A 25650-nucleotide genomic window follows, 5' to 3' on the forward strand; every position below is an offset into this window, starting at 1 on the left:
ACCTCCAACAAATTTTGGTAATAAAAAAGCAACGTTTTGCACGCTGCACTTTAAGGCGAATTAAATACACCTAAAATCTGCAACTGGCTGTCATGTAAAAAAATTATTTAGACCCTATAGCTTTGCGTCCTTACCTTTCGGTAAGTTTGCCGAATATTAAATTTTCCAACCGGAGAGTAAGATAGAATAAAAAAACAACGCTCTGACACGTTGCACTAATCTCATCTATGTGATGATGAAGTCTTGCAACTGGCTGTCATATAAATAATTACTTAGACCCTAAAGCTTTGCGTCCTTACCTTTCGATAAGTTTGCTAAATATTCTATTGGCATCATGATAAGGCATTATCTTACATATATCAAGATTTTATTCAAAAGTATTTGTATTTGACAAAAACAACAAGTAATTATTCGTTTTAAATATCAAACCGAATAAATTATAGATAAATTCGAAACCTATTATCTTCTTTAATGTTTATTGATTTTCAATATCTTTCTAAGACATTTTGTTGCATTATTATTATTTTCAATTATCATTTATATATTGTATTATAATAATCGTATATTGCTGCCATTTTTTCATGTATTTAACTAAGGGTATCCGAACCGTTTGGAAAAAACTTTGGGATACTCACAAAAACGGTTTTGAATTTTGTTGTATTATATTTAATAAAATTCATTTATGCGTCATTTATTTAGTCAGAAATATTTCCTTAATAAAAGATTAAGTAATTGACATCAAAAGTTAGCTATGTTAAGCTTTGATCATGTTAGAATTACCTAACTATTATGATAATTGGAGGTTAGATATGATCATTGTTATCATTTTAATACCTTTAGTCCTCGCAGTTTCGCTTTTGTAAAATGAATCGCTGACCAATCGCAAACAGTACGGCCAATAGCAATAAACAAATTGATGATACAATAAATTTTGTGCTTAGGCTTTCGCTAGCAGTCGGTAAGGATACCATATTAAACAGCAGTGGTGAAACAAACATCCCTAAATTGACCGCTGCGGTAACGAGTGCGATAGCGGTCGATTGCATCCCATTCTTGACTGCGTTAGCCGCCATAAAAATCCCGGTTGGCATCACAATACCGATCCCAAAACCGACCAGGATTGCGGCCACAAAAATACTGGCCAATGTTCCCGAGACATAGATCAGCCCCAATCCCATTCCCACCGCTCCGATTCCAATCGGAATCGCCAGCATTTTTAACCGGCGTTTCAGGTTTCCGTATTTGATGCCGGTAACCATACCGGAAGCAGAAACCGCGGTATTGATCATACCACTGAGCGTGGCGTCACCATAACCTTTACTGACAACCAGCAGGGCAATATTTGTCTGAAAAACAAAAAAGAAACTGCCGAACAAAAAGATAAAAGCGGCTATAAAATAGACGCTGACATTAAGTTTCCCAGCACCTTCGGAGTTTTTAGTAAGATCTGCCCGGCCCGGCCGATCATGAGGAAGGTTTTTGATCACGATGAAAAGAACCGGTAGAAAAGCCAGGTAAACCAGATAAGCATGATTCCATTTGATATTTGCCAGCAATCCCGAGGTGAACAACAGAACCATACTGCCGCCATTGAGGAATGCGGACTGGAGTCCCATCATTGCCCCGCTTTCTTCACCGGTAAAATAGTCGGTGATTAAAGCCAGCGTCATGGTCGCGTTGATTCCCTGGGCAATACCGATTAAAACGCTTGCCAGTAATAAAAAACCAATTGCCAACGGTCCCAGGATCAAAGCAATCAAGCCCCCGATTAAACCATTGATGAGACTGAAAATGACGAGGCTTTTCTTGGAAATCCGCATTGATAGGGGGCCAGCTACAAAAGCAAAAATCAGCCCCAATAGCGCCGGCAGGGTTAAAACCATCTGAACGACAGATTCCTCAAGATCAGGAAAGTGCAGCTCGATATCGGCTAAAATAGCTGACGCCGTCATTGATATCATTAAAAGCGACGCAATTGATAAGATCGCCAGTTTTATTTTTTTAGTATCCTTAGTTTTCAATGTCATCTCCATTTTTTAATGTACTGATTTTTAGACTAACTATGTCTATTATTTCTTACCCTGGATGACATAAAATATTCGAGCTTCAAAACGTCAATATCTTTATCCATTTCGTCACTAATGAAGGCTTGGCTCTTTATTATGACTAACCGTAATTGTCGGGAAGTCTTTTTCTTAGCAGGTTTTTATTCAAAAAAAAGAGAGGAATTCCTCTCTTTTTAATCCAATATCTGTTGCGATGCCACTAATTCCGGATGATCTCAATTTTATAGCCATCTGGATCAGTGATGAAGTAGTAACGGGGTTTGCCATCGCCACTGAGCCCCTTTAGCTGGGTGGGTTGATACCCCTTTGCTTCATGGTCGGCCCAGGATGCTTCAAGATCGTCAACAAGCACCGCTAAATGACCGTATGCCGTTCCCAGATCATAAGGAGCCACCTGGCCATAGTTATAGGTTAGTTCCAACTGATGGCCATTGGGATTGCCGTCGCCTAAGAATACCAGGGTAAATTCATAGGTTGGTTCGTCCCGACGCTTCACTTCTTCAAATCCCAATGCTTCTTTGTAAAACTCCAGGGCCCGATCCAAATCCAGAACCCGAATCATCGTATGTGCCATTTTGTAATTCCCCATATTAGTCTCCTTTTTATTTATATCATTTTAATATTTTTAGTGGTGATCGCCGGAACACCCTTCGGTGCCAGCAAAATTTCTGATTAATGGTAAGGTTCGGTTTTTCATCAATTCAAGGGCTTCCACTCCGGAATGACCAGCGCCCTGAAAACGGGTCAGGCAGGCGTCAGCCAGAAGATCAAAGGCCTGCTGACTTTTAAAACTCCCGGTGATGATGCCTTCACAGTTCAAATCAATTATTTTTTGAGCCAGCTGCTCAGCTGTTAAGTCCGCGATTTCTTCAATGGCCTCGATGGCGGTTTCTGAACGACGGACTACCAATAAATAGGGGCTGGTATCAAACTCCGAAGACACCGCCGACTCCAGAGCGGCGCCATCCATTGTCATTGCTATTCTCATATTGTCTCCAATCTTTTGATAAGTTTATAACCTGCTGTTAACCCAGCGGGTTGAGCATGGTTTTGTAAAAGGCATAGGCTTTGGAAGATTTTCCAAGGCAGTAACCGATATAGTGATCCAGCAGATCATTGATTTTTATCGCCTCGGCCGAATTAACCTCCCGATCCTTAAGTTGTTTGATCGGTTGTCTTAAAAAATCCCGCAGCAGTTCCAGCATGGTAGGGTTTAACTTGTAGAGGTATCCCTCAGTTTCAGCCCGGCAGCCACTGCAGATAATGCCATTGTTCTCAATGCTGAAGAGGCTTAAGTCCTGATCACCCTGACAAACCATGCATTTTCCCAGAACCGGGCGATAGCCTAAATAACTGACCAGTTTCATCTGAAAAGCACCCACTAAAACCAGGTCGTTTTTGGCTTTTCCGCCAGACATATAAAATAACACATGGAGCAGCAGCTTTAAAATTTCCGGACTTTTCTGGAAAAATTCGTAGGCATTATACATCAGATCCAGTAAATACGAAGCTAACGCCATTTTGGTCAGATCGTTCCGCAACGGATAAAAAGCCTCAATTAAATTGGACTGGTTGATGATGCCAAAGTTTTTGCCAGGATAATAAATAAATTCACTGTAGGCAAAGATCTGAGTGCTGGCCAGAAGGCTACTTTTCTGACGGCGGACGCCCCGGGCAATGCATTGAATCTTGCCTTCATCTTCGGTAAAGATGGTCAGAATTTTATCCTGTTCCTTATAGGGCTGTTCTCTGATGACTAATCCCTTTGTTTTAATCAGTGCCATAATTCTCCCAACCAGCGGATTTATTCAAAATAGCCTAAATCTTTCAGATCAAAATTCTTATCTCGCCAATCGGAGCGCACCTTTACCCATAGCTGCAGATTGATCTGGGATTTGAGGAAAAACTCGATATCCTTCCGGGCCTGGCTGCCAATCTTGGTCAGCATTGAACCGCCCTTGCCGATCAGAATGCCCTTGTGGGTTTTGCGCTCGCAGAAGATGGTGGCCTCGATGTCAATGATATCCTTCCCTTTTCGGGGTTTCATGGCGGTTACTTCCACCGCAATCCCATGGGGGACCTCATCATTTAAAAGATTCAGGAGTTTTTCCCGGATTAGTTCCGAAACGATCCAGCGCTCGGACTGATCGATGATCATATCGGCGGGAAAAAACATCGGGCCCGGACTGAGTAGCTCGGTGATCAGGTCCAGCAGTTCTTTGACCCCATCTCCCGAAATAGCGGAAATGGGAATGATTGCTTTGAGGAAATCATATTTCTGATACGCCGCAATGGTTATTAAAACATCTTCTTTGGGTAGCAGATCAATTTTATTGATCACTAGAATAACCGGCGTCTTGCTGGCCTTGAGTTTTTCCAGAATATACTGGTCTCCCGGTCCGATTTTTGTTTCCGGTTCAACCAGATATAAAACCACATCCACATCAGACACCGTGTTTTCAGCGGCTTTTTGCATGTAGTCGCCTAACCGGTTTTTGGGGCGATGCATCCCCGGAGTATCGATAAAGACCATCTGCGCCTGTTCGTCAGTATAAATACAGCGGATGGCATTGCGGGTAGTTTGGGGTTTGGCTGAGGTGATCACCAGTTTTTCCCCCATAATATTATTGAGCAGGGTCGATTTTCCCACATTGGGGCGACCGACGATGCTGATAAAGCCGGATTTAAAGTTTTCGTTCATCATTCACATTCTTTCTCTGGTTAAAAAAACCAATTGATAATTTTCGGTAAAAAGATAATCAGTCCCACGCAAACCGACATGATCGCCGCCACCATAACGGCGCCGGCAGCGGTGTCTTTGGCGACCTTGGCCAGATGGTGGTATTCCTCAGTATAAAGGTCGACCAGGGTTTCGATGGCGGTGTTAATGATTTCCAGGATAAATACGAAGCCAATCACAATCACCAGCGCCAGCCATTCATAGCTTGCGATTTTAAAAATAAAGCCACAGGCGACTGCTAAAATCCCGACGCCGAAGTGGATTCGCATGTTGGGTTGGGTTTTGAGGGTGTATAAAACACCTTCGATGGCAAAAGAAAAACTCTTTTTTAACTTTCTTCTGATTTTTCCCACCTCCTGTTTTTTCTGATTAGGATCGCGTCGTTGTCATTTTTCGGGTTTAACGAGTATTCTACTCGTCCCCCATTATTTCTTTTTCGATCCGCCGCATCTGGGATTTTTCATCATCTTCCATATGGTCATAACCCAACAGATGCAGAACACTATGGACTGACAGATAAGAGAGCTCCCGGGTCAGGGTATTACCATATTCTTTGGCCTGGGTTTCAGCCTGCTCAATGCAGATAACAATATCACCGAGCAGCAGTGGTAAAAAGGGGTTCTCTTTAATAATGGTCTCCCGATTACGGATAAAATCCTCATACATCGGAAAGGACAGCACATCGGTGACCATATCTTTGTCCCGGTACTCCTTGTTCAGATCTTTTATTTCAGCAGCGCTGACAAATGAGAAACTCACTTCACACTCCACTTCAATTTCCTGGTGAAGCAGGGTCCGCACCATGGCATCTTCTATTTCTTCCAGGATCGGGTTGGCTATTTCAAACTCACTGCGATTATCATAAGCGACTACGAGCATATTAATTCCTCTCTGGTTTTCATTTTATTATTTCTTTTTTTTGTGCGCCGCTTTAGCTTTGGCTTCGGTTCGCGCGGCAGCCCGCATGGCCGCTTTTTTGGCATCCGTCAAAGGAGTTTTATGGGGAATCAACTCATCATAGGGTGGGGTGGTCATGTGCGACAGCATCCCAAAACCATGGTTATAGTCAATCATCGTAATGCTTCCCAATTTAATGTCAAAATGCCATTTACAGTCAAGGGGCAGATTCAGCATATTGGTCAGCATGCCGTGGATCGTGCCGCCATGGGCGACCATCAAAATCGTTTCGCCCTCATTCAATTCAGCCAAAAATTCAGCACAGAGGTCATGGTATTCCCGTTGACTCTGGCCCTCAGGAACTGCATATTCGATATAATTCGCCATCCATTGATCCCATTCCGCCTCAAATATTTCAATGCATTCGTCCCGGGTTTTGCCTTCAAAAATGCCGAAGTTGAATTCCCGCAGGCGGTGATCCACCTGGATTTCTTTCCCGGTCGAAGTGCCAACTTCCTGGGCGATTTTAAAAGCCCGGGAGGTGGGACTGGCAAAGATTTTATCAAATGACAATTTCGCATCCAGTGCAATTAATTCTTCCACCAACAGTTCCTTCATTGCCTCGCCCCGGGGCGTATAGTCAGATTCAGTGTGGCCATTGAGGCGATGCTCCACATTTCCATATGTTTCTACATGTCTTACCAGTACAAGTTTCATTTATTCTTCCTTATGTGATTTTTAAACTTTTCTATATTATAACTCATTTTAATCCGGGAAACCAAAATATTTTTGCCAACCCCGATCTTTTTAGTTATAATTAATAAAGAACCATTAGAAAGGAAGTCACCATGGAAAAAACTAAAAAGCAAGCTCTTTTAGCTGATCTGGGTCTTGTGGCGGTGGCATTTGTCTGGGGCAGCGGTTTTGTTGCTTCAAAAAATGCCCTGGATTCAATGTCGCCGATGATGCTGATGGCAGTCAGATTTACGGTTGCCGCCCTGTTATCCGGATTTATCTTCCGTAAAAACTTAAAAAACATCTCTAAAGAAACCATTAAGGCCGGTTGTGTGATCGGATTTTTTCTCTTTACCGCCTTTGCCGCACAGATGATTGGCCTGCAATATATGCTCGCCGGCAAGCAGGCTTTTTTAACTGCCACCAATGTCATCATGGTCCCCTTTATTTATTGGGCGGTCAAAAAACAGCAGCCGGATCAGTATAATTTTGTAGCGGCCCTTATTATGCTATTGGGACTGGCCCTGCTGACCATCGATTTTTCAGTTGGTTTTTCCTTTAATCCCGGGGATGCCTTGACGGTTCTTTGTGCCTTTTTATACGCTTGTCACATTGTGGTGGTGGGAATCTACTCAAAAGAGCATGATCCGATTGCTCTGACGGTGATTCAACTCGGCTTTGCGGCTGTGGTTTCTCTGGCTTACGTGTTTATTTCCGGAGAATTTACCCTGGCCATCCCGGTGCCCGGTCTTTTGAATGGCTTATATCTGGGGATATTCTGCACCTTTCTGGCTTTTTTGGGGCAGACGGTGGCGCAAAAATATACCAATTCCACCCATGCAGCCATTATTCTCAGTCTGGAGGCGGTTTTCGGAAGCCTGTTATCGATTCTCATCCTTGGTGATAACTTCACTTCCCTGATGTTTTTGGGCTGTCTGATTATTTTTCTGGGGATCCTTACCGCTGAAACCAAGTGGTCTTTTCTTAAACCATTATTTCTTAAAACAAAACCAGAAAATCCCGAAAAAATCACCGAGATTTAGCTTTTTCTTTACAGCTTTATTCTCAATATGCTATGATAACCTCCAATCGCAAGAATAATTGCAGAGGAGGTTTTTTTTTGAAAACTCAATTTAATATTGGAAATCTGGAATTTTCCAAACCCATCGTCCAGGGTGGCATGGGGATTGGTATTTCCCTTTCCCGCCTGGCCGGAAACGTCTCAAAATTTGGCGGCCTCGGGGTCTTATCTGCTGTAGAAATGGGTTCTGATTACCCGAACTACCAGAAAAATCCGAAAGAAGCCAACCGACAGGCCATGGTGGATCACTTTAAACGTGCCAAAGAAATATCTGGTAATCGTCCCATTGGGCTTAATATTATGGTGGCTTTGACCCAATATGAGCAACTGGTCAAAGATGCCGTGCAAACCGGTTACGACATTATTTTTGCCGGCGCTGGTCTGCCCTTAACGCTACCGGAACTGACCCGTAATTCCTTAACCAAGATCGCCCCGATTATTTCTTCTAAACGGGTCGCCAAACTGATTTTAAAACACTGGTGGCGTCACTACGAAGTCGCACCGGATGCCATTGTCCTCGAAGGTCCCCTGGCTGGCGGTCATTTAGGCTTTAAAAATGAGGATCTCACCCCGGAACGTCTGGCTGAACAAACGCTGCCTTCACTGATTCCCGGTGTCCTTGAAGAAATCAAACCCTATGAAGATCTGGTCGGACGACATATTCCCCTAATCGCCGGCGGCGGGATAACCACAGCAGCCGATGTCCGGGAAACTCTGGCAGCTGGTGCCGATGCGGTGCAGATCGGTTCCCGATTCGTGGCCACCGCCGAATGCGATGCCTCCCAGGCATTTAAAGAGGCCATCGTCAATGCCAAACAAACCGATATCGAAATCATTGTCAGTCCTGCCGGTTTGCCGGGTCGGGCGATCCATAACCACTTTCTGGAAGAGGTTAAAGCCGGGCTGCGCCATCCTAAAAATTGTCCCATTAATTGTATTAAATCCTGTGATTACAAAACCGCTCCCTACTGTATCGGCCTGGCGCTGATTGCCGGAAAAGAGGGTGCTCTGGAAAACGGCTATGTTTTTTCCGGCGCCAATGCCTACAAGATCGATGAAATCACAACCGTCGAAGCCTTAATGAATGAATTAACCAAAGAACTATTAGCTAAATAATCTGCTGATCGAACCATTAAATCTTAATCAGCCCTAAGAAAACCCTTAATATCTGAGCTTTTCTTGACAAATATTTTTTTAAGGCTATAATTAGTTAGACAATCTAACAATATTGGAGGTGACCCTTTGGACTCTTTTTCTTCCCAACTCAACGCCGTTCTGGTTGATACATTCAATAATATTTTAAAGTTTGAAGAAGATTTACTCAAACAATCAACGAATATTGATTTATCAATCAATGAAATGCATCTGATTGAGCATGTGGGAAAAAATAAAAATGATGGAAGAACCATTAGTGATCTTGCCCAAAGCCTTAACATTAATCTCCCTTCAGTGACCGTCGCAATCAATAAACTGGTCAAAAAAGGGTATGTTAAAAAAGAGAAAAGCAATACCGATGGACGGGTTGTCTACGTCCGGCTCACCGACAAGGGTTTGCGGATCGATAAAATTCACCAGTACTTTCATGTAAAAATGGTGAAAGATATTTCTAAAGAAATGACCGATGAAGAGAAAGAAGTTTTAATTCACGGTATGGAAAAATTAAATGGTTTTTTCAGAAAAAAATTATCAAGGTTGTCTGACGTAAACGAAACGTCCGAGCCTTGATGCTTGGAGGAACAAATGTCCTTTACAATTATCGGTACCGGTTCTGCATTGCCAAAAACAATCCAGACCAATGAAGACCTCGCCCAGTTTCTGGATACATCCCACGATTGGATTGTTTCCCGAACTGGCATCGAAGCGCGACATATTTGTGTGGCAGAATCTATTTTGGACATCGCTCTGGAAGCCAGTGTAAATGCCCTGGAAAATGCACAAATCAAACCAGCGGAACTTGATCTGATTATCTGTCCCACCCTTGGTGGCGATACCGTCACCCCTTCCCTGGCCTGCCTGATTCAGGAGCAACTGGGTGCAACCTGCCCCAGTTTTGATCTGAATGCGGCCTGTTCCGGCTTTGTCTATGGGCTGGATGTTGCCGATGCTTATTTTGCCCGGAATGATGACCTGAAAATCCTGGTCATTGCTGTGGACGCCATGTCAAAACTGGTGGACTGGCAGGATCGGGGTACCGCTGTTCTTTTCGGAGACGGCGCCGGTGCAGCTGTGCTCGCCAGCGGGAATAGCTTAAAAGCCATTCAGCTGACCGCTGTTGGAAATCAGCATGCCTTAAGTATTCCCTGGCCTAAGGGTAATCATCCCCTGACCCAAAACCAGACCAACCCAGCCCCCTATCTGCTGATGGATGGGCCGGAAGTTTATCGCTTTGCGGTAGCTGCCATCTGCAGTGACTTACGCTCAGTGGCAAAAGCCGCCGGCATCGAACTGGCAGATCTGGATTATATCATCCCCCACCAGGCCAACCTGCGAATTATCGAAGGGGCCGCCAAACGCCTGAAATTGCCGATGGACAAATTTGTCCTGAGAGTCAACGGCTGCGGTAATACCTCAGCCGCCAGTATCCCACTGGTGCTGGATGAACTTAACCGCAGTAACACCTTTAAACCCGGCACCCGGATTGCCCTAACCGCCTTCGGCGGTGGCTTGACAACCGGCGCCTGCGTTATCGAATGGGCCTGATGTGGTCCGCTCGCAATTATTTATTTAAACAACTAACCCCATCACAATCAAAAATTTATTTATAATCTTAGGAGGATTAATCAAATGGTATTAGAAAAAGTAGTGGAAATTTTACGGAATTACAAAGATGAACAAGATCTGGAAGTAACAATGGCTTCAACATTCGAAGAGCTGGAACTGGATTCTCTGGATACCGTCGAATTGGTCATGGAAATTGAAGAAGCCTTTGATACCAGCATTGAAATGGATGGCGAAATTAAAACCATTGGTGATGTGGTAACCCTGATCGAAAAAGCAATCGCTTAGGTGAAATAGCATGATTAAAACACCACTCTGCGATCTTTTAAACATTGAATTTCCCATTCTTCAAGGAGCAATGGCGTGGATATCCGATGCTCAGCTTGCAGCTGCCGTGTCAAATGCAGGTGGTTTAGGGATTATTTCATCAATGAACGCCGATGAAAATTGGCTGCGCAATGAAATTCATAAAGCAAAAAGCCTGACCGACAAACCCTTTGGTGTCAATGTGATGCTGATGAATCCCCACGTGGATAAAATTGCCCAGGTGCTGATTGATGAGCTGGTACCAGTTGTCACAACCGGTGCCGGTAATCCGGGTAAATTCATGAAGCTGTGGATTGAAGCCGGCATCAAGGTTATTCCGGTGGTACCTTCGACCGGATTAGCGCGGTTTTCCGAACGGGCCGGCGCCACGGCGGTGATCGCTGAAGGCGGCGAATCCGGCGGACACGTCGGTGAAATGTCCACCATGCCGCTAATTCCCCAGGTTTGCGATACGGTTTCGATTCCGGTCATTGCCGCCGGTGGAATTGGCGATGGTCGCGGGATCGCCGCCGCTCTCATGCTGGGCGCGGTGGGAGTTCAGCTGGGCACCCGCTTTTTAGTCGCCCACGAAACCAATATCCATGAAAACTATAAAGATAAAATTATCAAAGCCAAAGATATTGATACCACCCTCAGCGGCCGGTCATTGGGTCATCCGGTTCGTTCCTTAAAAACAACCTTTTCTAAAGACTTCATTAAATTGGAAAATGATCCAAATGCGCCACCAGAAGCTCTGGAAGAATACGGTCGGGGTGCGCTTCGCATTGCCGCTCAGGAAGGTGATTCTCAAAAAGGTTGCTTCATGGCTGGTCAGATTGCCGGAATGGTAAAAGAAAAACAAAGCGTGAAGGAAATCATTTTAACACTGGCTGAAGAAACAGAAACAGTTTTAAAAGGAGGATTACAATGGGTAAAATAGCACTGCTCTTCCCCGGACAGGGCTCACAGTATGTTGGGATGGGCAAACCCCTTTACGAACTCAGTCCCTGTTCCCGGGAAATTTTCGACCAGGTTGATGCCATTCATCCCGGCACCTCAACCCTTTGCTTTGAGGGGCCGGCTGAAGCACTCAACCAAACCCAGAACACCCAACCCTGCATTTTTGCCGTCGAGCTGGCGGCGCTGGCCGCCTTAAAATGCGTTGGCGTCGAAGCCCAGGGAACCGCCGGCTTCTCACTGGGAGAGGTAACCGGTCTGGTCGCATCCGGCGTCCTATCGATGGACGACGGACTAAAATTTGTTAAAAAACGTGGTCGCGCCATGGAAGAAGCGTCACAGATGACGCCGGCATCGATGGTGGCGGTTTTAAAACTGGACAACGCCACGGTGGAAGCAATCTGCAAGGAGTTCAATCAATGCTATCCGGTCAATTATAATTGTCCCGGGCAGCTGGTTGTGGCGTTGCTGAAGGACGATCAGGAAGCGTTTTTAACGCGGGTCAAAGAGCAGGGCGGACGAGGTATTCCGCTGACCCTGTCTGGTGGCTTCCACTCGCCTTTTATGACTTATGCCACCAAGCTGCTGGAGCAGAAAATTTATGAATTGACATTCGCGGCGGGATCCATGCCCCTCTATTCCAATGCTTATGCAAAACCCTACCCCGAAGCTCCGGTGGATATCCGTAATTACATTCTGCATCAGATTAATCATCCGGTGTTATGGGAACAAACCATCCGCAATATGATTGCCGACGGATTTACCACCTTTATTGAATGCGGCCCCGGTAAAACCCTGAGCGGCTTTATTAAAAAAATTGATAAATCAGTCACCTGTTATCATGTTGAAACATTGCTGACTGATTATTTAGAAGCAAAAAACGCAGGAAAGGAATGGTCTTTTGTATGTTAACAGGAAAAACCGCCCTCGTTACCGGCGGCGCCAAAGGCATTGGCCGGGCCATTGCTCTTAAAATTGCCGAGGCCCACGGAAATGTGGCCATCATCTACCGCGGCAGCCAGAAAAATGCTGAACAAACCATTGACGAACTGCTGGCACTGGGTGTCCAGGCCAAAAGTTATCAATGTGATGTCGCTGACTTCAACGCCACTAAAGAACTGGTAACCCAGGTTATCAAAGATTTTGATGGCTTGGATATCCTGGTGAATAATGCCGGGATTACCAATGACAAATTGTTAATCGCCATGAAAGAAGAAGATTTCGACAGCGTCATTAACACTAATTTAAAAGGCGCTTTCAACATGACCAAACACGTTGGTGCCTACCTGCTCAAACAGCGCAAAGGCCGAATTATCAATATATCCTCGGTTTCTGGGCTGATGGGCAACGTCGGTCAATGTAACTATGCCGCTGCTAAAGCGGGACTGATCGGCCTGACCAAGTCAGCTGCCAAAGAAATGGCCCTGCGCGGGGTCACCTGCAACGCCATTGCCCCGGGTTTTATCGATACCGATATGACCAAAGAATTAAAACCAGAAATTAAAACAGAAATTCTCAAACAAATTCCCTTAAAACGTTTAGGACAGGCCGACGACATCGCCAATCTGTGCGTTTATTTAAGTAGCGATTTATCAGGCTATATTACAGGAGAAGTCATTAAAATTGATGGCGGTCTCTATATTTAGGAGTAATCAATGAATCGACGAGTTGTTATAACAGGATGTGGCACCGTTTCTCCAGTGGGTAGCACGGTAGATCTTTTTTGGGAAAATCTCAAAAATGGAAAATGCGGCATCGACTTTATTAAGAAATTTGATACCACCGACTTAAAAGTGAAAATTGCAGGTGAGGTTCATGATTTTGAACCCCTTGACTATATTAAAAAAAATGAAATCCGAAAAACTGATCTGTTTACCCAATACGGGATCGGCGCAGCCGTCCAGGCGATGGAAGACAGCGGTGTGCAAGCCCATGTGGACCCCACCCGACTGGGTGTTTTTATGGGTTCCGGCATTGGCGGCATTCATACCTTTATTGATGAATGCCATAAAATGGATACCAAAGGCCCCGGCCGGATTTCGCCTTTTTTCATCCCGATGATGATTTCAAATATCGCTGCGGGTACTATTGCCATTCGCTATAATGCCCAGGGCCCCTGTCTGCCCATTGTCACCGCTTGTGCCACCGGCACCCATTCAATTGGGGAAGCCTTCCGGAGTATTAAGCACGGTTATGCCGATGCCATTATTGCCGGCGGCACCGAGGCCAGTATTTCACCCCTGTCGGTGGCCGGCTTCACTAATTTAACGGCCCTGACAACCGTGAATGATCCGGCTCGAGCCTCCATTCCCTTTGACAAAAACCGCAGTGGTTTTGTGATGGGTGAAGGCGCCGGCGCAGTGGTCCTTGAAGAACGGGAATCGGCCCTGAAACGCGGCGCTAAAATCTACGGTGAAGTTGTCGGCTACGGCAATACCTGTGACGCCTACCATATCACGGCCCCCCATCCCGATGCCATCGGCGGAACCCGGGCCATCAGCCTGGCCATGGCAGAAGCAGCCAGTGCGGGCGTCAAGTTTGAGGAAGCTCAAATTTATGTAAATGCCCACGGCACCAGCACCCCCCTTAATGATAAATCAGAAACCATTGCCATTAAAAATGCCCTGGGTGAACATATCAGTCGCACCCTGGTCAGCTCCACCAAATCAATGACGGGTCATATGTTGGGAGCCGCCGGCGCCATCGAAGCCATCGCCTCGGTGATGGCCTTAAAAGACGGCATTATCCCCCCTACCATTGGTTATCAGGAAGCTGATCCGGACTGTGATCTGGATTATGTCCCCAATCAGAAACGGGCCGTCCAGAGTGACATTGCCCTGTCCATTTCGCTTGGATTTGGTGGTCACAACGCTTGTCTGGCATTTGTTAGATAGAGGAGAATATGCTATGGAATTAAATACCGAAACCATTCAGGCCCTGGCCAGAATCATGTCTGAAGAAAAACTCACCAGTCTGGCTCTTGATCAAGGAAACCTGAAGATCGAAATGAAACGAGAAATCGGGTCGACACAACCAGCCGGGATTACTTATCAGGAACCCCCGACGACGACAACTGCACCGCTCCCTCATCATACCCAACCAGTAATGGCTGAAGCCATTGAAATCGCTGAAACGGCCCACTGGAAAGAAATAAAATCACCGATGGTGGGTGTTTTCTACCAAAGCAGTCAGCCCGGCAATCCCGCCTATGTGACCAAGGGTCAGCACTTTTCCGAAGGCGACACCCTGTGTATCATCGAGGCGATGAAGCTGATGAACGAAATTACCGCCGAGACTCCCGGAACCATTATGGAAGTCTGCGTCGGCAACGGCCAGGTCGTCGAATTCGGCCAGGTGCTCTATCGCATCGTTGAAGACTAAATTTTAGACTGCGTAACTAGCCCCGTACCAACAATTGGTCGGTACGGTAGTTTATTGCCAACCTACACCGTACCGGTCCTGATCGGTACTGCTAAATCTTGTTAACGGTCTGAAAAATTACTAAATGGAATTTTTTATAAAATTCAGAAGGAAATCAGAATGAAACGTGATGAATTAAAGAAGATCCTGCCTCACCGGGAGCCGATGCTCCTGATTGACGAGGCTGAAAAAATAGATGATACCACCGCCACCGGACGCTACACCGTAACCGGCGACGAGTTTTTTTTACAGGGACATTTTCCCGGCAATCCGGTCGTGCCCGGCGTTATCCTTTGCGAAATTATGGCCCAGACCTGCTGTGTCTTAATGGCCGAACTGGATGGGTCCAACAAGACGCCCTACTTTACCGGTCTGAATAAGGTAAAGTTTAAAGAAAAGGTCCTGCCCGGTGATACCATTGAAATCACCTGCACCATTACCCGGTCCAAGGCGCCTTTTTATTTTGCCAGCGGCTCCGGTTCGGTGAATGGCAAGGTTGCCGTGGTGGGAGAATTCTCTTTTGCCCTGATTGAGTAAGGAGGAACGCCGTGTTTTCTAAAATACTGATAGCCAACCGGGGCGAAATTGCCCTGCGGATTATCCGTGCCTGTAAAGAAATGGGCGTGGCCACCGTTGCCGTCTTCTCCACCGCTGATGAAAACAGCCTCCATGTCAGCCTGGCCGATGAAAGTATTTGTATTGGACCGGCAGCTGTTTCTGACTCTTATCTGAATATTTCGGCGATCTTATCAGCGGCGGTATTAACCGGAGCCGAAGCCATCCATCCCGGCTACGGACTGCTTTCGGAAAACCCCAAATTCGCCCGGCTGTGCGCCCAATGCGGCATCGCCTTTATCGGACCGACCTGGGAAATCATCCAGAAAATGGGCGATAAGGACCAGGCCCGCACCACCATGGCGGCGGCCGGAGTCCCGATTGTCCCCGGCACCGATATCATCAATGACCCGGACGAGGCCCATCAGAAAGCCGATCAAATCGGCTATCCGCTGTTAGTCAAAGCCCGCTCCGGCGGTGGTGGCAAGGGGATCCGGCTGGTCGAACGATCCGAAGATTTTCTCAACGAATATGTCCTGGCGCGACAGGAAGCGCAAAATGCTTTCAATGACGATGGCGTATATCTGGAAAAGTTTTTAACCCGGGTTAAACATATCGAAATTCAACTGCTTTGCGATCAACATCAGCATGTAGTCGCCCTGGGTGAGCGGGAATGTTCGATCCAACGTAAGAATCAGAAACTGCTGGAAGAAAGCCCTTCACCATCGCTGACGCCGGAAATCCGCCATGCCATGATGGCAGTTTCCCGTCAGGCCGCGCTGGCCATCGGCTATGAAAATGCCGGTACCATTGAGTTTTTAATGGATGCCCAGGGCCATTTCTATTTTATGGAAATGAACACCCGGCTGCAGGTTGAGCATCCGATTACCGAAATGGTTACCGGAGTCGATATTGTCAAATGGCAGATCCGGATTGCCGCTGGTCTGCCCCTGACCTTTGGCCAGGAAGATGTCCATATTCAAGGCCACGCCATCGAATGCCGGATCAATGCCGAAAACCCGCTGCTGGATTTTAGGCCCAACTGCGGAACCATCAGTTTCCTGCATGTTCCCGGTGGTCCCTGGGTGCGTTTTGATACCCTGCTCTATCAGGGTTATTCGATCCCCCCCTATTACGACTCGATGGTCGGCAAGCTGATTGTTCATTCCAAAACCCGGGAGCTGACGATCCGCAAAATGAAAGCGGCCCTGTGCGAACTAGTAATTGAAGGCATCGACCACACCAGTCAGGTGCAATTGGATATTCTCAGTCATCCCTTATTTATTGCGGGAGATTATTATACCGATTTTATGGAAAATGAATTTGGCAAACCCTTGTCTGAATAGAAATGGAGGTTTTAAATGCTAAGTAAAGGTCTATTTAAAAAACCAAAAAATGAATTGGAAGCCCAGCATCGGATCAAACGTAAAACGGATCCGGCCATTCCCTCGGAACTGTGCCGGAGCTGTCCGTCCTGCAAACAATTGAGCTTCACTTCAGATTTAGAAAACAACTTCCATGTCTGTCCCAAGTGCGGTCATCATTTTCGCATCAATGCCCGCCAACGCCTGAATATGATCGTTGACCCGAATACCTTTGTGGAGCAGCATCACCAGCTGTCTTCGTCCAATCGCCTGGACTTTCCCGGCTACGATGAAAAACTGGAGCAGGCCACCCTGTTCAGCCACGAAAACGAAGGGGTCATCATTGGAACCGGAAAAATTGGCGGTCATCCGGTGGCGCTATTTGTCATGGAAGCCACCTTTATGATGGGCAGTATGGGTCAGGTGGTGGGTGAAAAAATCACCCTGATCTTTGAATATGCCCTTAAACATCATCTCCCGGTGATCGGCTATACCGTATCCGGCGGCGCCCGGATGCAGGAAGGGATGCTGGCGCTGATGCAAATGGCTAAAACCAGCGGCGCCGTCAAGCGTCACAGCGATGCCGGTTTGCTCTATCTGACCATTCTGACCGACCCGACCACCGGCGGTGTGACGGCCAGTTTTGCCATGGAAGGCGATATTATTCTGGCCGAACCCGAAGCCCTGATCGCCTTTGCCGGCCCCCGGGTAATTGAACAGACCATTCGGCAACGGTTACCAAAAGGCTTCCAACTGGCCGAATTTTTATTGGAAAAGGGATTTGTGGATGCAATTGTTCCCCGCAGCACTCAAAAAGAAACGGTGACACGGTTATTAACCCTGCACGGGATTCCCAAAGGCGGTGATCAAAATGGAAGCATATAAACGCGTCGCCCTGGCGCGAAAAAAAAGCCGCCCGACGGGCCAGGATTTTATTGATAATCTGTTCACCGATTTTATCGAACTACACGGCGACCGCTGTTTCGGCGACGATCCGGCGATGATTACCGGACTGGGCATGCTGATGGACATGCCGGTGACTGTTATAGCCCAGGAACGGGGTAAAAACACGAAGTCCCGGGTTAAGCGCAACTTTGGCTCTTCCCATCCCGAAGGTTATCGAAAAGCGCTGCGACAAATGAAACTGGCCGAGAAATTCAATCGACCGATTGTCTGTCTGATTGATACCTCCGGCGCATTTTGCGGTATCGGTGCCGAAGAACGGGGCCAGGGTCATGCCATTGCCAACAATCTGATGGAAATGATGGGCCTTAAGGTACCAATCCTGTCCATCGTTATTGGCGAAGGCGGCAGCGGCGGAGCTCTGGCCCTGGGGGTGGCGGATGAGGTGTGGATGCTGGAAAACGCTATTTACTCGGTGATCTCGCCTGAAGGCTGCGCCAGTATTCTCTGGAAGGATGCCTCCAAAACCAAAGAAGCCGCCAATTGTCTGAAGCTGACTGCCCAGGATTTACTGGAACTCCAGGTCGTCGATAAGATTATTTCCGAAAACCATCGTGATTTTAAAAATGTTTATCGGGAATTAAAAATTGGTCTCTATAAAAACTTTCAAAAAAACCAGTCCCTGGATCATGAACAATTGACGGAACAGCGTTACCAACGCTTCCGCAAGTACGGGGCGATCGAAACGATTTCCGAATAACTTTCATGACATCCAGACCGAAACCGCAAAAAAAGCAGATAACTACCCGTTATGCTGCTTTTTTTTTATTTACCCGGGACCGAAATGATGATATTATGAACCATAAGTAGAAATTTGGATAAAATTCAGAAAAGGAGATGATGCCATGACTGGAGATAGAATTAAATGCGAACTTGTTTATAGTAAAATGCTAACCGCTGTTGAAGACATCATGTTGGAAGAGTTTGATTTGCCGGAGGGCTGTATTGATATCGGGATTTTTACCACTCAATATGACGGTGTCGGCTACTGTGCGGCCGATGAAGCCACCAAAGCCTCAAATGTCGAGGTTGTTTATATTAAAACCCTGTACGGCGCCGGCGCCGGACTTAATGACGGCCAGGTTTTTGGTGTCATTACCGGACCCACCGTTTCTGACGTTGAAAGTGGACTCCGCTATATCCGGGACTACGCTGAAAACAAATCGAGCATCTACAGCGTCAATGACGATGACAGCAACCTGATTTATGCCCAGCTGGTGCCTAAAATCGGTAAGTATTTTTCGAAAACCTATGGCCTGCCGATCGGTTCATCGATTGCGTTCCTGTTTGCTCCGGCCCTTGAAGGGGTGGTCGGAATCGACGAAGCTTTAACGGTTGCCGATGTCGAAGTCGTCAAATTCTTTGGCCCCCCAACCAACTCAAATCTGAGCGGCGCCATCCTGACCGGGACCCAATCCAATTGCCGGACCGCCTGTGAAGCCTTTAAAAACGCCATTATCAGCTGCGTCGAAGATCCGGTTGATTATTGATCCTTGTATTTATATTAAAGCAAACAAAAAGAACCGTCAGCTGACGGTTCTTTTTATGTTCAGAGCGATGTTTAATAATAATACATGGATTGCATCATCGATGCGACAATGGCCATCACAATACTTGAGAAAATGATGGAAAGAACGATGCCGATTGCCATAAAGATCAAGGTCGCCCAGGCAAAGTGTTTTTTGGTAGTGCTGGTTTTGGAATCAACACTCCAAATAATCAGCATCACAATATTAACAATCGGTAAGTACAACAGCAATAGAGTCAGCATCCAGTCACCCAAGGTCATGGGGACTTCGGTGTTTTCTGAGGCCGCCTGACGTTGGGGTGGGGCCTGATATTGCGACGAGGTTTGCGCAGGTTCTGGAGTGGTTATGATCGTTTCCGAAACTAAGATTTCTTCTTCTACAATACCATCATCAATGATTTCATCCGCGACAATTTCGTGAGATAAGACTTCTTCATCTGGCGTTTCACCAGGAATCTCTTTCCCGGAAACATCATGAGAAAGATTTTCGTTGTCGAAAACACCGGCCGTGAAATCTTCTACCCCACTGGCGTTTTCCTTCAACACATTTCCACAATTACCACAAACCGCATCATCTGGACCGATACCGGCGTAACATTTGGGACAATACTTTGCCATTGCGCTCACATCCTTTTTATTTTATTTTATCATAAAAACATGATGATTTCAAAATATAATTCAGGATACAACTTCAATTTTCTTAATGACCTGATCTTCGCGAGGTTTGTCTGATCGATCCCGAGCGACCGCAACGATTGCATCCGCTGTTTCGATTCCTGAAATCACCTTGCCGAAAGCCGCATATTGGCCATCTAAAAATGGCGCATCATCGACCATGATAAAAAACTGGGAACCGGCAGAGTCCGGCATCCCGGAACGCGCCATGGAGATTACCCCCTTAACATGTTTCAGATCATTAACCACTCCGTTGCCAGAGAATTCGCCTTTAATGGTGTGTCCGGGACCGCCCATACCACTACCTTGGGGGCATCCGCCTTGAATCATAAAACCGGGAATGACCCGATGAAAGATTAATCCGTTATAGAAGCCGTCATTGACTAAGGTTAAAAAGTTTTCTACAGTTATCGGGGCAACTTCCGGATATAACTCCACTTCCATTGTCTGGCCATTTTCCATTTCAATTTTTACAATTGGATTTGCTGTTTCTGACATAATTCCTCCAAAAATTTCATTTAGTTTTTACTTCAATGTAGTATACACCAAATGAAATAAAATGAAAAGAGGTTCCCCAGTGTCTTAAGTTTTTTGAGAATTAATCTTTTAAACTGCGTAGCGATATTCACCCGTACTTTGATCCTGATCATAAAAATCAGCATAGCTGAGACTGAAGACATCTTTATTGATACCGGAAACAGCGATTTTATTTTTGATCAGGTATTGCCAGAATCCGGTGCCGGCGATATTTCCCTGAATAATTACGCCCTGAACGACGCCATTTTTGATGACGACTTTTTGATAATTATGGCGGTCTTCACGGATCAAGATCTCGCAGTTTTCTTCCGGTTCCGGGTTGATGTTCCCCAGCGACAGGGTGGTGAGTCCAAAGAAATTAACGGTATTTTTAAGGGCATAGCGGTCTTCATATAAGAGTTTTTGGCCCAGCATGTTAATCGCTGCAATCCGTCCCTGTTTCACGGCATTAGGCCAGATCCCGGCGATGCCGGTCACATCGCCGGCAGCATAGATATTGTCAATATTGGTTTTAAGATCGTCCCCCACCAGAATGGCATGATTGGTATCAATCCCCGATCCCTCAGTAAAGCTAAAGGCGGGCCGCACGCCGGCGGCAATCACAATCACATCGGCCGGAACCGCTTTGCCACTGGCCAGATGGATGGTTTTTCCCCGTCCAACCGCATCAACGTCAACCGAAACAACCTTATCATTTAAAATAAATTCCGCGCCCTGTTCTTCAAACAGCTGCTGGTAGGCCTGAGCCGATTTTTGATCCAGCTGTAAACTCATCACCGCTGCGGTCATTTCGATCACGGTTACCTTTAATCCCCGCTCCAGCATCGCCACGGCGGCGTCCATACCAACCAGGCCGGCACCGATGACCACCGCGTTTTTAGCGGTGTTGCATTCGCTATCCAGCAGTTGAGCATCTTTTAAATCCCGGAACCCATAAACGTTTTTTGACTCCCGCAGGCCCGGGATCGGTGGGATGAAGTAGGCAGCGCCGCTGGCAATCAGCAGCTTGTCATAGCTGATATCCTGATTGTTATAGGTTTTTACCGTCTTTTTCTGCGCATCAAGGCCAATCACGGTGGTATTATTAAGCCAGGTTATCCCATTTGACTCAAAGAAGTCGTCAGCAATAAAACTGATCCCTTTGGCATCTCGTTGATGACCCAGAAATTTATGGAGCATACAACGGGAGTGAACGCTGTCTTCTTTGGAGATAATCACCACTTCGGTATCCGGCTCTGAGGCTTTGATTGTTTTGGCCGCGCTGATGCCGGCTGCGCTGGCTCCAATAATAACAATTTTCATAGACTTACCTCTTTCACTACGATAGCTTTCTTGGGACAGGCTTTGACACAGCTGGGTCCATCCGGTTTATCATCGCAGAAATCACATTTAATGACCTTGGTCCGGGTTTGTTTATCTGGTTTTAAAACCCCATAGGGGCAGTTCATCACGCACATATAGCAGGCGGCGCATTTACTCTCATCATACTGTACATGCCCGGTTAAGGGGTCTTTTTCGAGGGCACCGCTCATACAGGACAGCACACATTCCGGTTCATCACAGTGACGGCAGAAAATCGGCAGATAGCCCTTTTGGGCATCAAATTTAATAAAGTTACGGGTTTCCGCATCAGGACTTTGCATATTGACGGTGTAAAAATTACTACCGGCTTCATGGGCACTGATACAGGCGATGTTGCAATTAAGACAGCCATCGCATTTTTCACGATCAATGATGATTCGTTTCATGATTACACCTCCTTAGATGTTTAACTCCTTGCGTTTCTTTTCAATGATCGCGTCCAAAGTTGCGGCAGCCGATTTAGCATTGTCATCAATGATCAGTTGTCCGCCGGTCAAATTCAACATATCCTGGGTGAATACCTGGACTGCCACGGGACTGCCGGTAACAAACGGTGGTAATCCTAAATGAAGCGGTAGTCCCAGTGCTAAACCAAAGGCCCCATCAGCCAACGCTTGTTCTTCCAGCCATTGTGGTGCTGATAAAACCAGCGGTAACTGCGGCAAATCGACGCCGATTGCTTCCGCCAGTTCGGTAGCCACCAGTTCCAGCCGGCCAATCGCCAGACAGGGGCCAAAGTTTAAGACCGGTGGAATCCCCAGACTTTCACAAACCGCCCTTAGTTTTGGCCCGGCCAGGGCTGCCGCTGAAGGTGACATCAGGCCGACATTTTCCAATCCGCCGGATGAACATCCCGCTGATAAAACCAGAATATCTTTAGCAATCAATTCTTTGACCAGATTAACCGTCAACACATCATGGCCGCCGGCTGTTAAGCTGGAACATCCCACCACGCCGGCAATCCCTTTGATTTCGCCTTTAACGATTAAATCGATCAGCGGCTTCCAGGTTCCGCCCAGGAATGATTTCAGGGAACCCTCGCTGACACCGGTTAAGGTATCGTCGTTGCCATGATCTGCATCCATATTTAGAGCAACAACGCCCCGTCGCGCCTGATACGATTCGATCACCGCATCGATAATTTCATTGCTCTGGCTTTCTTTTTCTTCAAAAACAAATGGTTTCATTTCGGCATTGGCTTTTTTGGAAACATCATCAAGACAGATCTGTTTGATTTTTAATTCGTCACAGATCGGTTCGATCCCCGGCAAGGTACAGTTGAATTCTGATAAAACGGCATCAATGGCGCCGGTGGCTAGAATCGCTTCACTGGTAAAATTGTTGCCGGCATGACCGTTGAATACCTCTTTATAGTGTTCGCCGCGCAACTGCAGGTCCTGACCGACACAGGTACAGCCCACCAGTTTAAATCCTTTGGCACCGACAGCTTTGGCTTTTTCAATGACATCGTTCTGAATCAGGCGATCCTGTAAGTAGGAAAAGATGGAATGTTGGTGGCCGGTAATCATAATATTAATATAATCCGTATCGATAACCCGTAAACCCACTGGTGCCAGACGGATCGATGGTTCGCCCAACATCACGTCGTTTAACAGATTGGTCAGTGTTAAACCATAAAGACCGGTGGAAATCCCCAGCTTTAAACAATTGAGATACATATCGACAGGATCCGAATTGAGATTGGTGGATGTTTTGACAACCCCGGCGAAAACTTCAGACTTTGCTCCCCCCGGCAGGATCCCCAATTCTTTCCAACGATCGAAACGCGGTTTATATGCCATTTTTTCAACCAGTTCCATTTTTATATAGTCGGGCTTATATAAATCAGCTAAAACCATGTCGGCAATTTTTTCAGCACAGACATGTTCGTCAGCTTCATTGACTTCAAAGATTTGTGCCAGTTTTGCCAGTGCTACCTTGCCTTTTAATACCCCTTTGCTGGCTGCTGTTTTCTTGAGCATCAGCGCAGTGTTTTCAACAATATGGATATAACAGCCAGACCCCGCAGAAACGGCGCGCAGGAAGTTTCTGGCCACGATGGTATCGGCAGTGGCTCCGCAAACACCCTTTGGTCCGTCCGGAGTAATTCGACATGGCCCGTTGGAACAGAGTCGGCAACAGATTCCCTGCAGTCCAAAACCACATTTGACACTTTGTCCTTCCATCCGGTGATGGGATGTATCCACGCTGAGATTGGAAATAAAGGTTTCCAGTTTTTGATCCGCACTTGCACAGGTTTTACAGCAAAAATTTGAATTCATATAAGCCTCCAGTAATTTATTCTTTGATATTCGTACTGATTTTAAATTTATTAGTTTCTTTTAAAGAATCACTCCTATTAAAATCATGTCTCGATTATAGAGTTAGAATAAATATTTGTCAAGAATGATTCATGATAAATATTTGCATATTTTACGATCCTCAAAAAAAATAAAAGTCTGATACCAGAGCATCAGACTTTTAAAATGTTAAAATTTATTCATTTTTATTGGTTGGTTAAGAGTGCTTTCTTATATTTTGATCAGGCAAAAAGTGACACTTCCATGCGATTCAGGGAAACGTCTTCGGGCAGTTTGTTCTTGAAATAATCGGCGAGTAATACTTCCAGTTCCGGATCATAATAATCACAGATACCGTTGTTTTCCTTGTTGTAGATATGCACGTGAAACTGCGTATTCGCGTCAAAACGCATCACTTCCTGATTATCCTTCAGTTTTAGGATCAAACCTTTTTCAGAGAAAGTTTCCAGGATATTATAAATCGTCCCCACCGACATGACGTATCCCTGATTTTCGAGGGCTTCCATCAACATATCGGCACTGGGATGAGAGGTCATTTCTGACAATACTTTTAGCACACTAATCCGTTGCGGTGTGGCTTTCAATCCCGCCCCGCGGATCATATCTGTATATAGTTGGATCATTTTATTTTTCATGATTAAGAATAACTCCTAACTAATAATTTGTTTATTAATTATATTACGATTATCCGATTTTGTCAAACTTCTTTTGTTTTTTCCAATAAAAAAAGCATCCGGTTTATTACTTTCTGAAAATTACTATAATTTGCCTAAGCAATTATTGTAATCAGATAAGTAATCACCGGATGCTTCGTTTTTTACTACATTTTTTTGATTATTCATCATTTAGTCATCTCTCACTCATCTCAGCTGCATCGATTTGGGAAGATTCGGTCGATTCTTCTGTGCCATAAATCCATCAGCTATGATTTCATCTCCAATCATTTCTTCTGCAAACAGCTCATCGTCTGCTGTCAGAATACGGGTTTCAACGGCAGCTGTCATTTCTCTGCCCTGATCTAATAATCCTCTTGACATACTCTCAACTTCAAAACCTTTTTCAGTTTCAGAGCTGAATAATTTGTCGCCGATAATTTCATCTGCGATTATTTCATCTGTCAGTGCTTCATCATCTGTTTGAAGTTGTTTTGTTTCTTTGGCAGGCATCATATCCCTGCCGCCATCCATAAATGCTCTTGGAAAACTTGTTTTTTCTGTCATTTCCTCGTTAAGGAATTCATCAGCGAACTTCTTATCAACAACGACTCCCGTTGTTATTACCATGCCGCAAAAACTGCATTTTGTATCGTCAATACTCAAAATGTAAGTACATCGAGGACAATACTTTGGCATTTTACTCACTTCCTTCCACCTGTATTTTATCATAAATTCACGATCTTTACAAATGAAAGCAAGGTTTATTGGC

30 protein-coding genes and 2 riboswitches are annotated in these 25650 nt (G+C 45.8%); of the genes, 15 read left to right on the top strand and 15 right to left on the bottom strand.

From position 1 onward, the window contains the following. Positions 1-75 precede the first annotated feature (75 nt). Positions 76-161: riboswitch (cyclic di-GMP riboswitch) on the bottom strand. 80 nt (positions 162-241) lie between these two features. Further along, a riboswitch (cyclic di-GMP riboswitch) is annotated at positions 242-326 on the bottom strand. Between the two features lie 510 nt (positions 327-836). From ABGU93_RS12985 to ABGU93_RS13020, 8 genes are all read right to left on the bottom strand, one after another. Next, complete coding sequence (locus ABGU93_RS12985; protein WP_347413866.1) at positions 837-2021, bottom strand: MFS transporter; 1185 nt, start codon at positions 2019-2021, stop codon at positions 837-839. Between the two features lie 244 nt (positions 2022-2265). Beyond that, entirely contained in the window at positions 2266-2655 is a 390-nt protein-coding gene (locus tag ABGU93_RS12990; protein ID WP_347413867.1) for a VOC family protein, read from the bottom strand. Positions 2656-2691: 36 nt separating this feature from the next. Then, on the bottom strand, positions 2692-3054 hold the full coding sequence (locus tag ABGU93_RS12995; protein ID WP_347413868.1) for a hypothetical protein: 363 nt from the start codon (positions 3052-3054) through the stop codon (positions 2692-2694). Between the two features lie 37 nt (positions 3055-3091). Beyond that, the gene (gene recO / locus ABGU93_RS13000) at positions 3092-3850 is read right to left on the bottom strand and encodes a DNA repair protein RecO (RefSeq protein ID WP_347413869.1); all 759 of its coding nucleotides are present in this window, start codon (positions 3848-3850) and stop codon (positions 3092-3094) included. A gap of 20 nt (positions 3851-3870) precedes the next feature. Next, positions 3871-4767, bottom strand: a complete 897-nt coding sequence (gene era, locus ABGU93_RS13005) for a GTPase Era (RefSeq protein WP_347413908.1) — start codon at positions 4765-4767, stop codon at positions 3871-3873. Between the two features lie 20 nt (positions 4768-4787). Continuing rightward, positions 4788-5159 (bottom strand): diacylglycerol kinase family protein, encoded by a 372-nt coding sequence (locus ABGU93_RS13010; RefSeq protein WP_347413870.1) that lies wholly within the window; start codon positions 5157-5159, stop codon positions 4788-4790. 58 nt (positions 5160-5217) lie between these two features. Continuing rightward, a complete protein-coding gene (gene ybeY / locus ABGU93_RS13015; RefSeq protein WP_347413871.1) occupies positions 5218-5685 on the bottom strand; it encodes an rRNA maturation RNase YbeY in 468 nt (155 codons plus the stop codon). Between the two features lie 27 nt (positions 5686-5712). Further along, a complete protein-coding gene (locus ABGU93_RS13020; protein ID WP_347413872.1) occupies positions 5713-6420 on the bottom strand; it encodes a histidine phosphatase family protein in 708 nt (235 codons plus the stop codon). 131 nt (positions 6421-6551) lie between these two features. On the opposite strand from ABGU93_RS13020, the gene ABGU93_RS13025 reads away from it, so the two are divergent. The 15 genes from ABGU93_RS13025 to eutL all read left to right on the top strand — a co-directional run bounded on the left by ABGU93_RS13025 (position 6552) and on the right by eutL (position 19292). Next, positions 6552-7481: a DMT family transporter gene (locus ABGU93_RS13025; protein ID WP_347413873.1), complete on the top strand. Its 930-nt coding sequence runs from the start codon at positions 6552-6554 to the stop codon at positions 7479-7481. A 77-nt stretch (positions 7482-7558) separates the two neighbouring features. After that, positions 7559-8635 carry a nitronate monooxygenase family protein gene (locus ABGU93_RS13030; protein WP_347413874.1) on the top strand — a complete coding sequence of 359 codons (1077 nt, stop codon included), beginning with the start codon at positions 7559-7561 and terminating at the stop codon, positions 8633-8635. A 126-nt stretch (positions 8636-8761) separates the two neighbouring features. Beyond that, positions 8762-9244 (top strand): MarR family transcriptional regulator, encoded by a 483-nt coding sequence (locus tag ABGU93_RS13035; RefSeq protein ID WP_347413875.1) that lies wholly within the window; start codon positions 8762-8764, stop codon positions 9242-9244. 15 nt (positions 9245-9259) lie between these two features. After that, positions 9260-10219 carry a beta-ketoacyl-ACP synthase III gene (locus ABGU93_RS13040; RefSeq protein WP_347413876.1) on the top strand — a complete coding sequence of 320 codons (960 nt, stop codon included), beginning with the start codon at positions 9260-9262 and terminating at the stop codon, positions 10217-10219. A gap of 84 nt (positions 10220-10303) precedes the next feature. Continuing rightward, positions 10304-10525: a phosphopantetheine-binding protein gene (locus ABGU93_RS13045; protein WP_347413877.1), complete on the top strand. Its 222-nt coding sequence runs from the start codon at positions 10304-10306 to the stop codon at positions 10523-10525. A 10-nt stretch (positions 10526-10535) separates the two neighbouring features. Further along, a complete protein-coding gene (gene fabK, locus ABGU93_RS13050; protein WP_347413878.1) occupies positions 10536-11483 on the top strand; it encodes an enoyl-[acyl-carrier-protein] reductase FabK in 948 nt (315 codons plus the stop codon). Beyond that, the gene (locus tag ABGU93_RS13055) at positions 11471-12412 is read left to right on the top strand and encodes an ACP S-malonyltransferase (RefSeq protein ID WP_347413879.1); all 942 of its coding nucleotides are present in this window, start codon (positions 11471-11473) and stop codon (positions 12410-12412) included. Before fabK ends, ABGU93_RS13055 begins: the two co-directional genes overlap by 13 nt. Beyond that, a complete protein-coding gene (gene fabG, locus ABGU93_RS13060) occupies positions 12406-13146 on the top strand; it encodes a 3-oxoacyl-[acyl-carrier-protein] reductase (protein WP_347413880.1) in 741 nt (246 codons plus the stop codon). The genes ABGU93_RS13055 and fabG overlap by 7 nt, the downstream gene beginning before the upstream one ends. Before the next feature lie 9 nt (positions 13147-13155). Then, complete coding sequence (gene fabF, locus ABGU93_RS13065; protein ID WP_347413881.1) at positions 13156-14394, top strand: beta-ketoacyl-ACP synthase II; 1239 nt, start codon at positions 13156-13158, stop codon at positions 14392-14394. A gap of 13 nt (positions 14395-14407) precedes the next feature. Continuing rightward, the gene (gene accB / locus ABGU93_RS13070) at positions 14408-14881 is read left to right on the top strand and encodes an acetyl-CoA carboxylase biotin carboxyl carrier protein (protein ID WP_347413882.1); all 474 of its coding nucleotides are present in this window, start codon (positions 14408-14410) and stop codon (positions 14879-14881) included. A gap of 159 nt (positions 14882-15040) precedes the next feature. Next, a complete protein-coding gene (fabZ, locus tag ABGU93_RS13075) occupies positions 15041-15457 on the top strand; it encodes a 3-hydroxyacyl-ACP dehydratase FabZ (protein WP_347413883.1) in 417 nt (138 codons plus the stop codon). A gap of 11 nt (positions 15458-15468) precedes the next feature. Then, a complete protein-coding gene (gene accC / locus ABGU93_RS13080) occupies positions 15469-16821 on the top strand; it encodes an acetyl-CoA carboxylase biotin carboxylase subunit (protein ID WP_347413884.1) in 1353 nt (450 codons plus the stop codon). Between the two features lie 15 nt (positions 16822-16836). Further along, positions 16837-17724: an acetyl-CoA carboxylase, carboxyltransferase subunit beta gene (gene accD, locus ABGU93_RS13085; RefSeq protein WP_347413885.1), complete on the top strand. Its 888-nt coding sequence runs from the start codon at positions 16837-16839 to the stop codon at positions 17722-17724. Then, positions 17711-18502 (top strand): acetyl-CoA carboxylase carboxyltransferase subunit alpha, encoded by a 792-nt coding sequence (locus tag ABGU93_RS13090; RefSeq protein WP_347413886.1) that lies wholly within the window; start codon positions 17711-17713, stop codon positions 18500-18502. Before accD ends, ABGU93_RS13090 begins: the two co-directional genes overlap by 14 nt. 145 nt (positions 18503-18647) lie before the next feature. Then, positions 18648-19292: an ethanolamine utilization microcompartment protein EutL gene (gene eutL, locus ABGU93_RS13095; RefSeq protein WP_347413887.1), complete on the top strand. Its 645-nt coding sequence runs from the start codon at positions 18648-18650 to the stop codon at positions 19290-19292. Positions 19293-19363: 71 nt separating this feature from the next. Here eutL and ABGU93_RS13100 read toward each other — a convergent pair whose 3' ends face one another. The 7 genes from ABGU93_RS13100 to ABGU93_RS13130 all read right to left on the bottom strand — a co-directional run bounded on the left by ABGU93_RS13100 (position 19364) and on the right by ABGU93_RS13130 (position 25544). Continuing rightward, positions 19364-19948: a zinc ribbon domain-containing protein gene (locus ABGU93_RS13100; RefSeq protein WP_347413888.1), complete on the bottom strand. Its 585-nt coding sequence runs from the start codon at positions 19946-19948 to the stop codon at positions 19364-19366. Positions 19949-20008: 60 nt separating this feature from the next. Then, complete coding sequence (locus tag ABGU93_RS13105; protein ID WP_026395653.1) at positions 20009-20503, bottom strand: peptidylprolyl isomerase; 495 nt, start codon at positions 20501-20503, stop codon at positions 20009-20011. A 108-nt stretch (positions 20504-20611) separates the two neighbouring features. Beyond that, positions 20612-21844, bottom strand: coding sequence for an FAD-dependent oxidoreductase (locus ABGU93_RS13110; RefSeq protein WP_347413889.1), 1233 nt, complete (start codon positions 21842-21844; stop codon positions 20612-20614). Further along, the gene (locus ABGU93_RS13115; protein WP_347413890.1) at positions 21841-22290 is read right to left on the bottom strand and encodes a 4Fe-4S dicluster domain-containing protein; all 450 of its coding nucleotides are present in this window, start codon (positions 22288-22290) and stop codon (positions 21841-21843) included. The genes ABGU93_RS13110 and ABGU93_RS13115 overlap by 4 nt, the downstream gene beginning before the upstream one ends. 12 nt (positions 22291-22302) lie before the next feature. Next, positions 22303-24186 (bottom strand): anaerobic carbon-monoxide dehydrogenase catalytic subunit, encoded by a 1884-nt coding sequence (gene cooS / locus ABGU93_RS13120; RefSeq protein WP_347413891.1) that lies wholly within the window; start codon positions 24184-24186, stop codon positions 22303-22305. Positions 24187-24446: 260 nt separating this feature from the next. Further along, positions 24447-24860, bottom strand: a complete 414-nt coding sequence (locus ABGU93_RS13125; protein WP_347413892.1) for a transcriptional repressor — start codon at positions 24858-24860, stop codon at positions 24447-24449. A 225-nt stretch (positions 24861-25085) separates the two neighbouring features. Then, positions 25086-25544 (bottom strand): hypothetical protein, encoded by a 459-nt coding sequence (locus tag ABGU93_RS13130; protein WP_347413893.1) that lies wholly within the window; start codon positions 25542-25544, stop codon positions 25086-25088. Between the last annotated feature and the right edge of the window lie 106 nt (positions 25545-25650).

Origin of the sequence: Acetobacterium sp., assembly GCF_039830195.1 — a bacterium.
In the GTDB taxonomy this organism is placed as follows: domain Bacteria; phylum Bacillota; class Clostridia; order Eubacteriales; family Eubacteriaceae; genus Acetobacterium.

Excerpts from the sequence above, each read along its gene's own strand:
- ABGU93_RS12990 (WP_347413867.1), bottom strand. The coding sequence starts at position 2,655 with ATGGGGAATTACAAAATGGCACATACGATGATTCGGGTTCTGGATTTG.
- ABGU93_RS12995 (WP_347413868.1), bottom strand. The coding sequence starts at position 3,054 with ATGAGAATAGCAATGACAATGGATGGCGCCGCTCTGGAGTCGGCGGTG.
- recO (WP_347413869.1), bottom strand. The coding sequence starts at position 3,850 with ATGGCACTGATTAAAACAAAGGGATTAGTCATCAGAGAACAGCCCTAT.
- era (WP_347413908.1), bottom strand. The coding sequence starts at position 4,767 with ATGAACGAAAACTTTAAATCCGGCTTTATCAGCATCGTCGGTCGCCCC.
- ybeY (WP_347413871.1), bottom strand. The coding sequence starts at position 5,685 with ATGCTCGTAGTCGCTTATGATAATCGCAGTGAGTTTGAAATAGCCAAC.
- ABGU93_RS13020 (WP_347413872.1), bottom strand. The coding sequence starts at position 6,420 with ATGAAACTTGTACTGGTAAGACATGTAGAAACATATGGAAATGTGGAG.
- ABGU93_RS13025 (WP_347413873.1), top strand. The coding sequence starts at position 6,552 with ATGGAAAAAACTAAAAAGCAAGCTCTTTTAGCTGATCTGGGTCTTGTG.
- ABGU93_RS13040 (WP_347413876.1), top strand. The coding sequence starts at position 9,260 with ATGTCCTTTACAATTATCGGTACCGGTTCTGCATTGCCAAAAACAATC.
- ABGU93_RS13045 (WP_347413877.1), top strand. The coding sequence starts at position 10,304 with ATGGTATTAGAAAAAGTAGTGGAAATTTTACGGAATTACAAAGATGAA.
- fabK (WP_347413878.1), top strand. The coding sequence starts at position 10,536 with ATGATTAAAACACCACTCTGCGATCTTTTAAACATTGAATTTCCCATT.
- ABGU93_RS13055 (WP_347413879.1), top strand. The coding sequence starts at position 11,471 with ATGGGTAAAATAGCACTGCTCTTCCCCGGACAGGGCTCACAGTATGTT.
- fabG (WP_347413880.1), top strand. The coding sequence starts at position 12,406 with ATGTTAACAGGAAAAACCGCCCTCGTTACCGGCGGCGCCAAAGGCATT.
- fabF (WP_347413881.1), top strand. The coding sequence starts at position 13,156 with ATGAATCGACGAGTTGTTATAACAGGATGTGGCACCGTTTCTCCAGTG.
- accB (WP_347413882.1), top strand. The coding sequence starts at position 14,408 with ATGGAATTAAATACCGAAACCATTCAGGCCCTGGCCAGAATCATGTCT.
- fabZ (WP_347413883.1), top strand. The coding sequence starts at position 15,041 with ATGAAACGTGATGAATTAAAGAAGATCCTGCCTCACCGGGAGCCGATG.
- accD (WP_347413885.1), top strand. The coding sequence starts at position 16,837 with ATGCTAAGTAAAGGTCTATTTAAAAAACCAAAAAATGAATTGGAAGCC.
- ABGU93_RS13090 (WP_347413886.1), top strand. The coding sequence starts at position 17,711 with ATGGAAGCATATAAACGCGTCGCCCTGGCGCGAAAAAAAAGCCGCCCG.
- eutL (WP_347413887.1), top strand. The coding sequence starts at position 18,648 with ATGACTGGAGATAGAATTAAATGCGAACTTGTTTATAGTAAAATGCTA.
- ABGU93_RS13100 (WP_347413888.1), bottom strand. The coding sequence starts at position 19,948 with ATGGCAAAGTATTGTCCCAAATGTTACGCCGGTATCGGTCCAGATGAT.
- ABGU93_RS13105 (WP_026395653.1), bottom strand. The coding sequence starts at position 20,503 with ATGTCAGAAACAGCAAATCCAATTGTAAAAATTGAAATGGAAAATGGC.
- ABGU93_RS13110 (WP_347413889.1), bottom strand. The coding sequence starts at position 21,844 with ATGAAAATTGTTATTATTGGAGCCAGCGCAGCCGGCATCAGCGCGGCC.
- ABGU93_RS13115 (WP_347413890.1), bottom strand. The coding sequence starts at position 22,290 with ATGAAACGAATCATCATTGATCGTGAAAAATGCGATGGCTGTCTTAAT.
- cooS (WP_347413891.1), bottom strand. The coding sequence starts at position 24,186 with ATGAATTCAAATTTTTGCTGTAAAACCTGTGCAAGTGCGGATCAAAAA.
- ABGU93_RS13125 (WP_347413892.1), bottom strand. The coding sequence starts at position 24,860 with ATGAAAAATAAAATGATCCAACTATATACAGATATGATCCGCGGGGCG.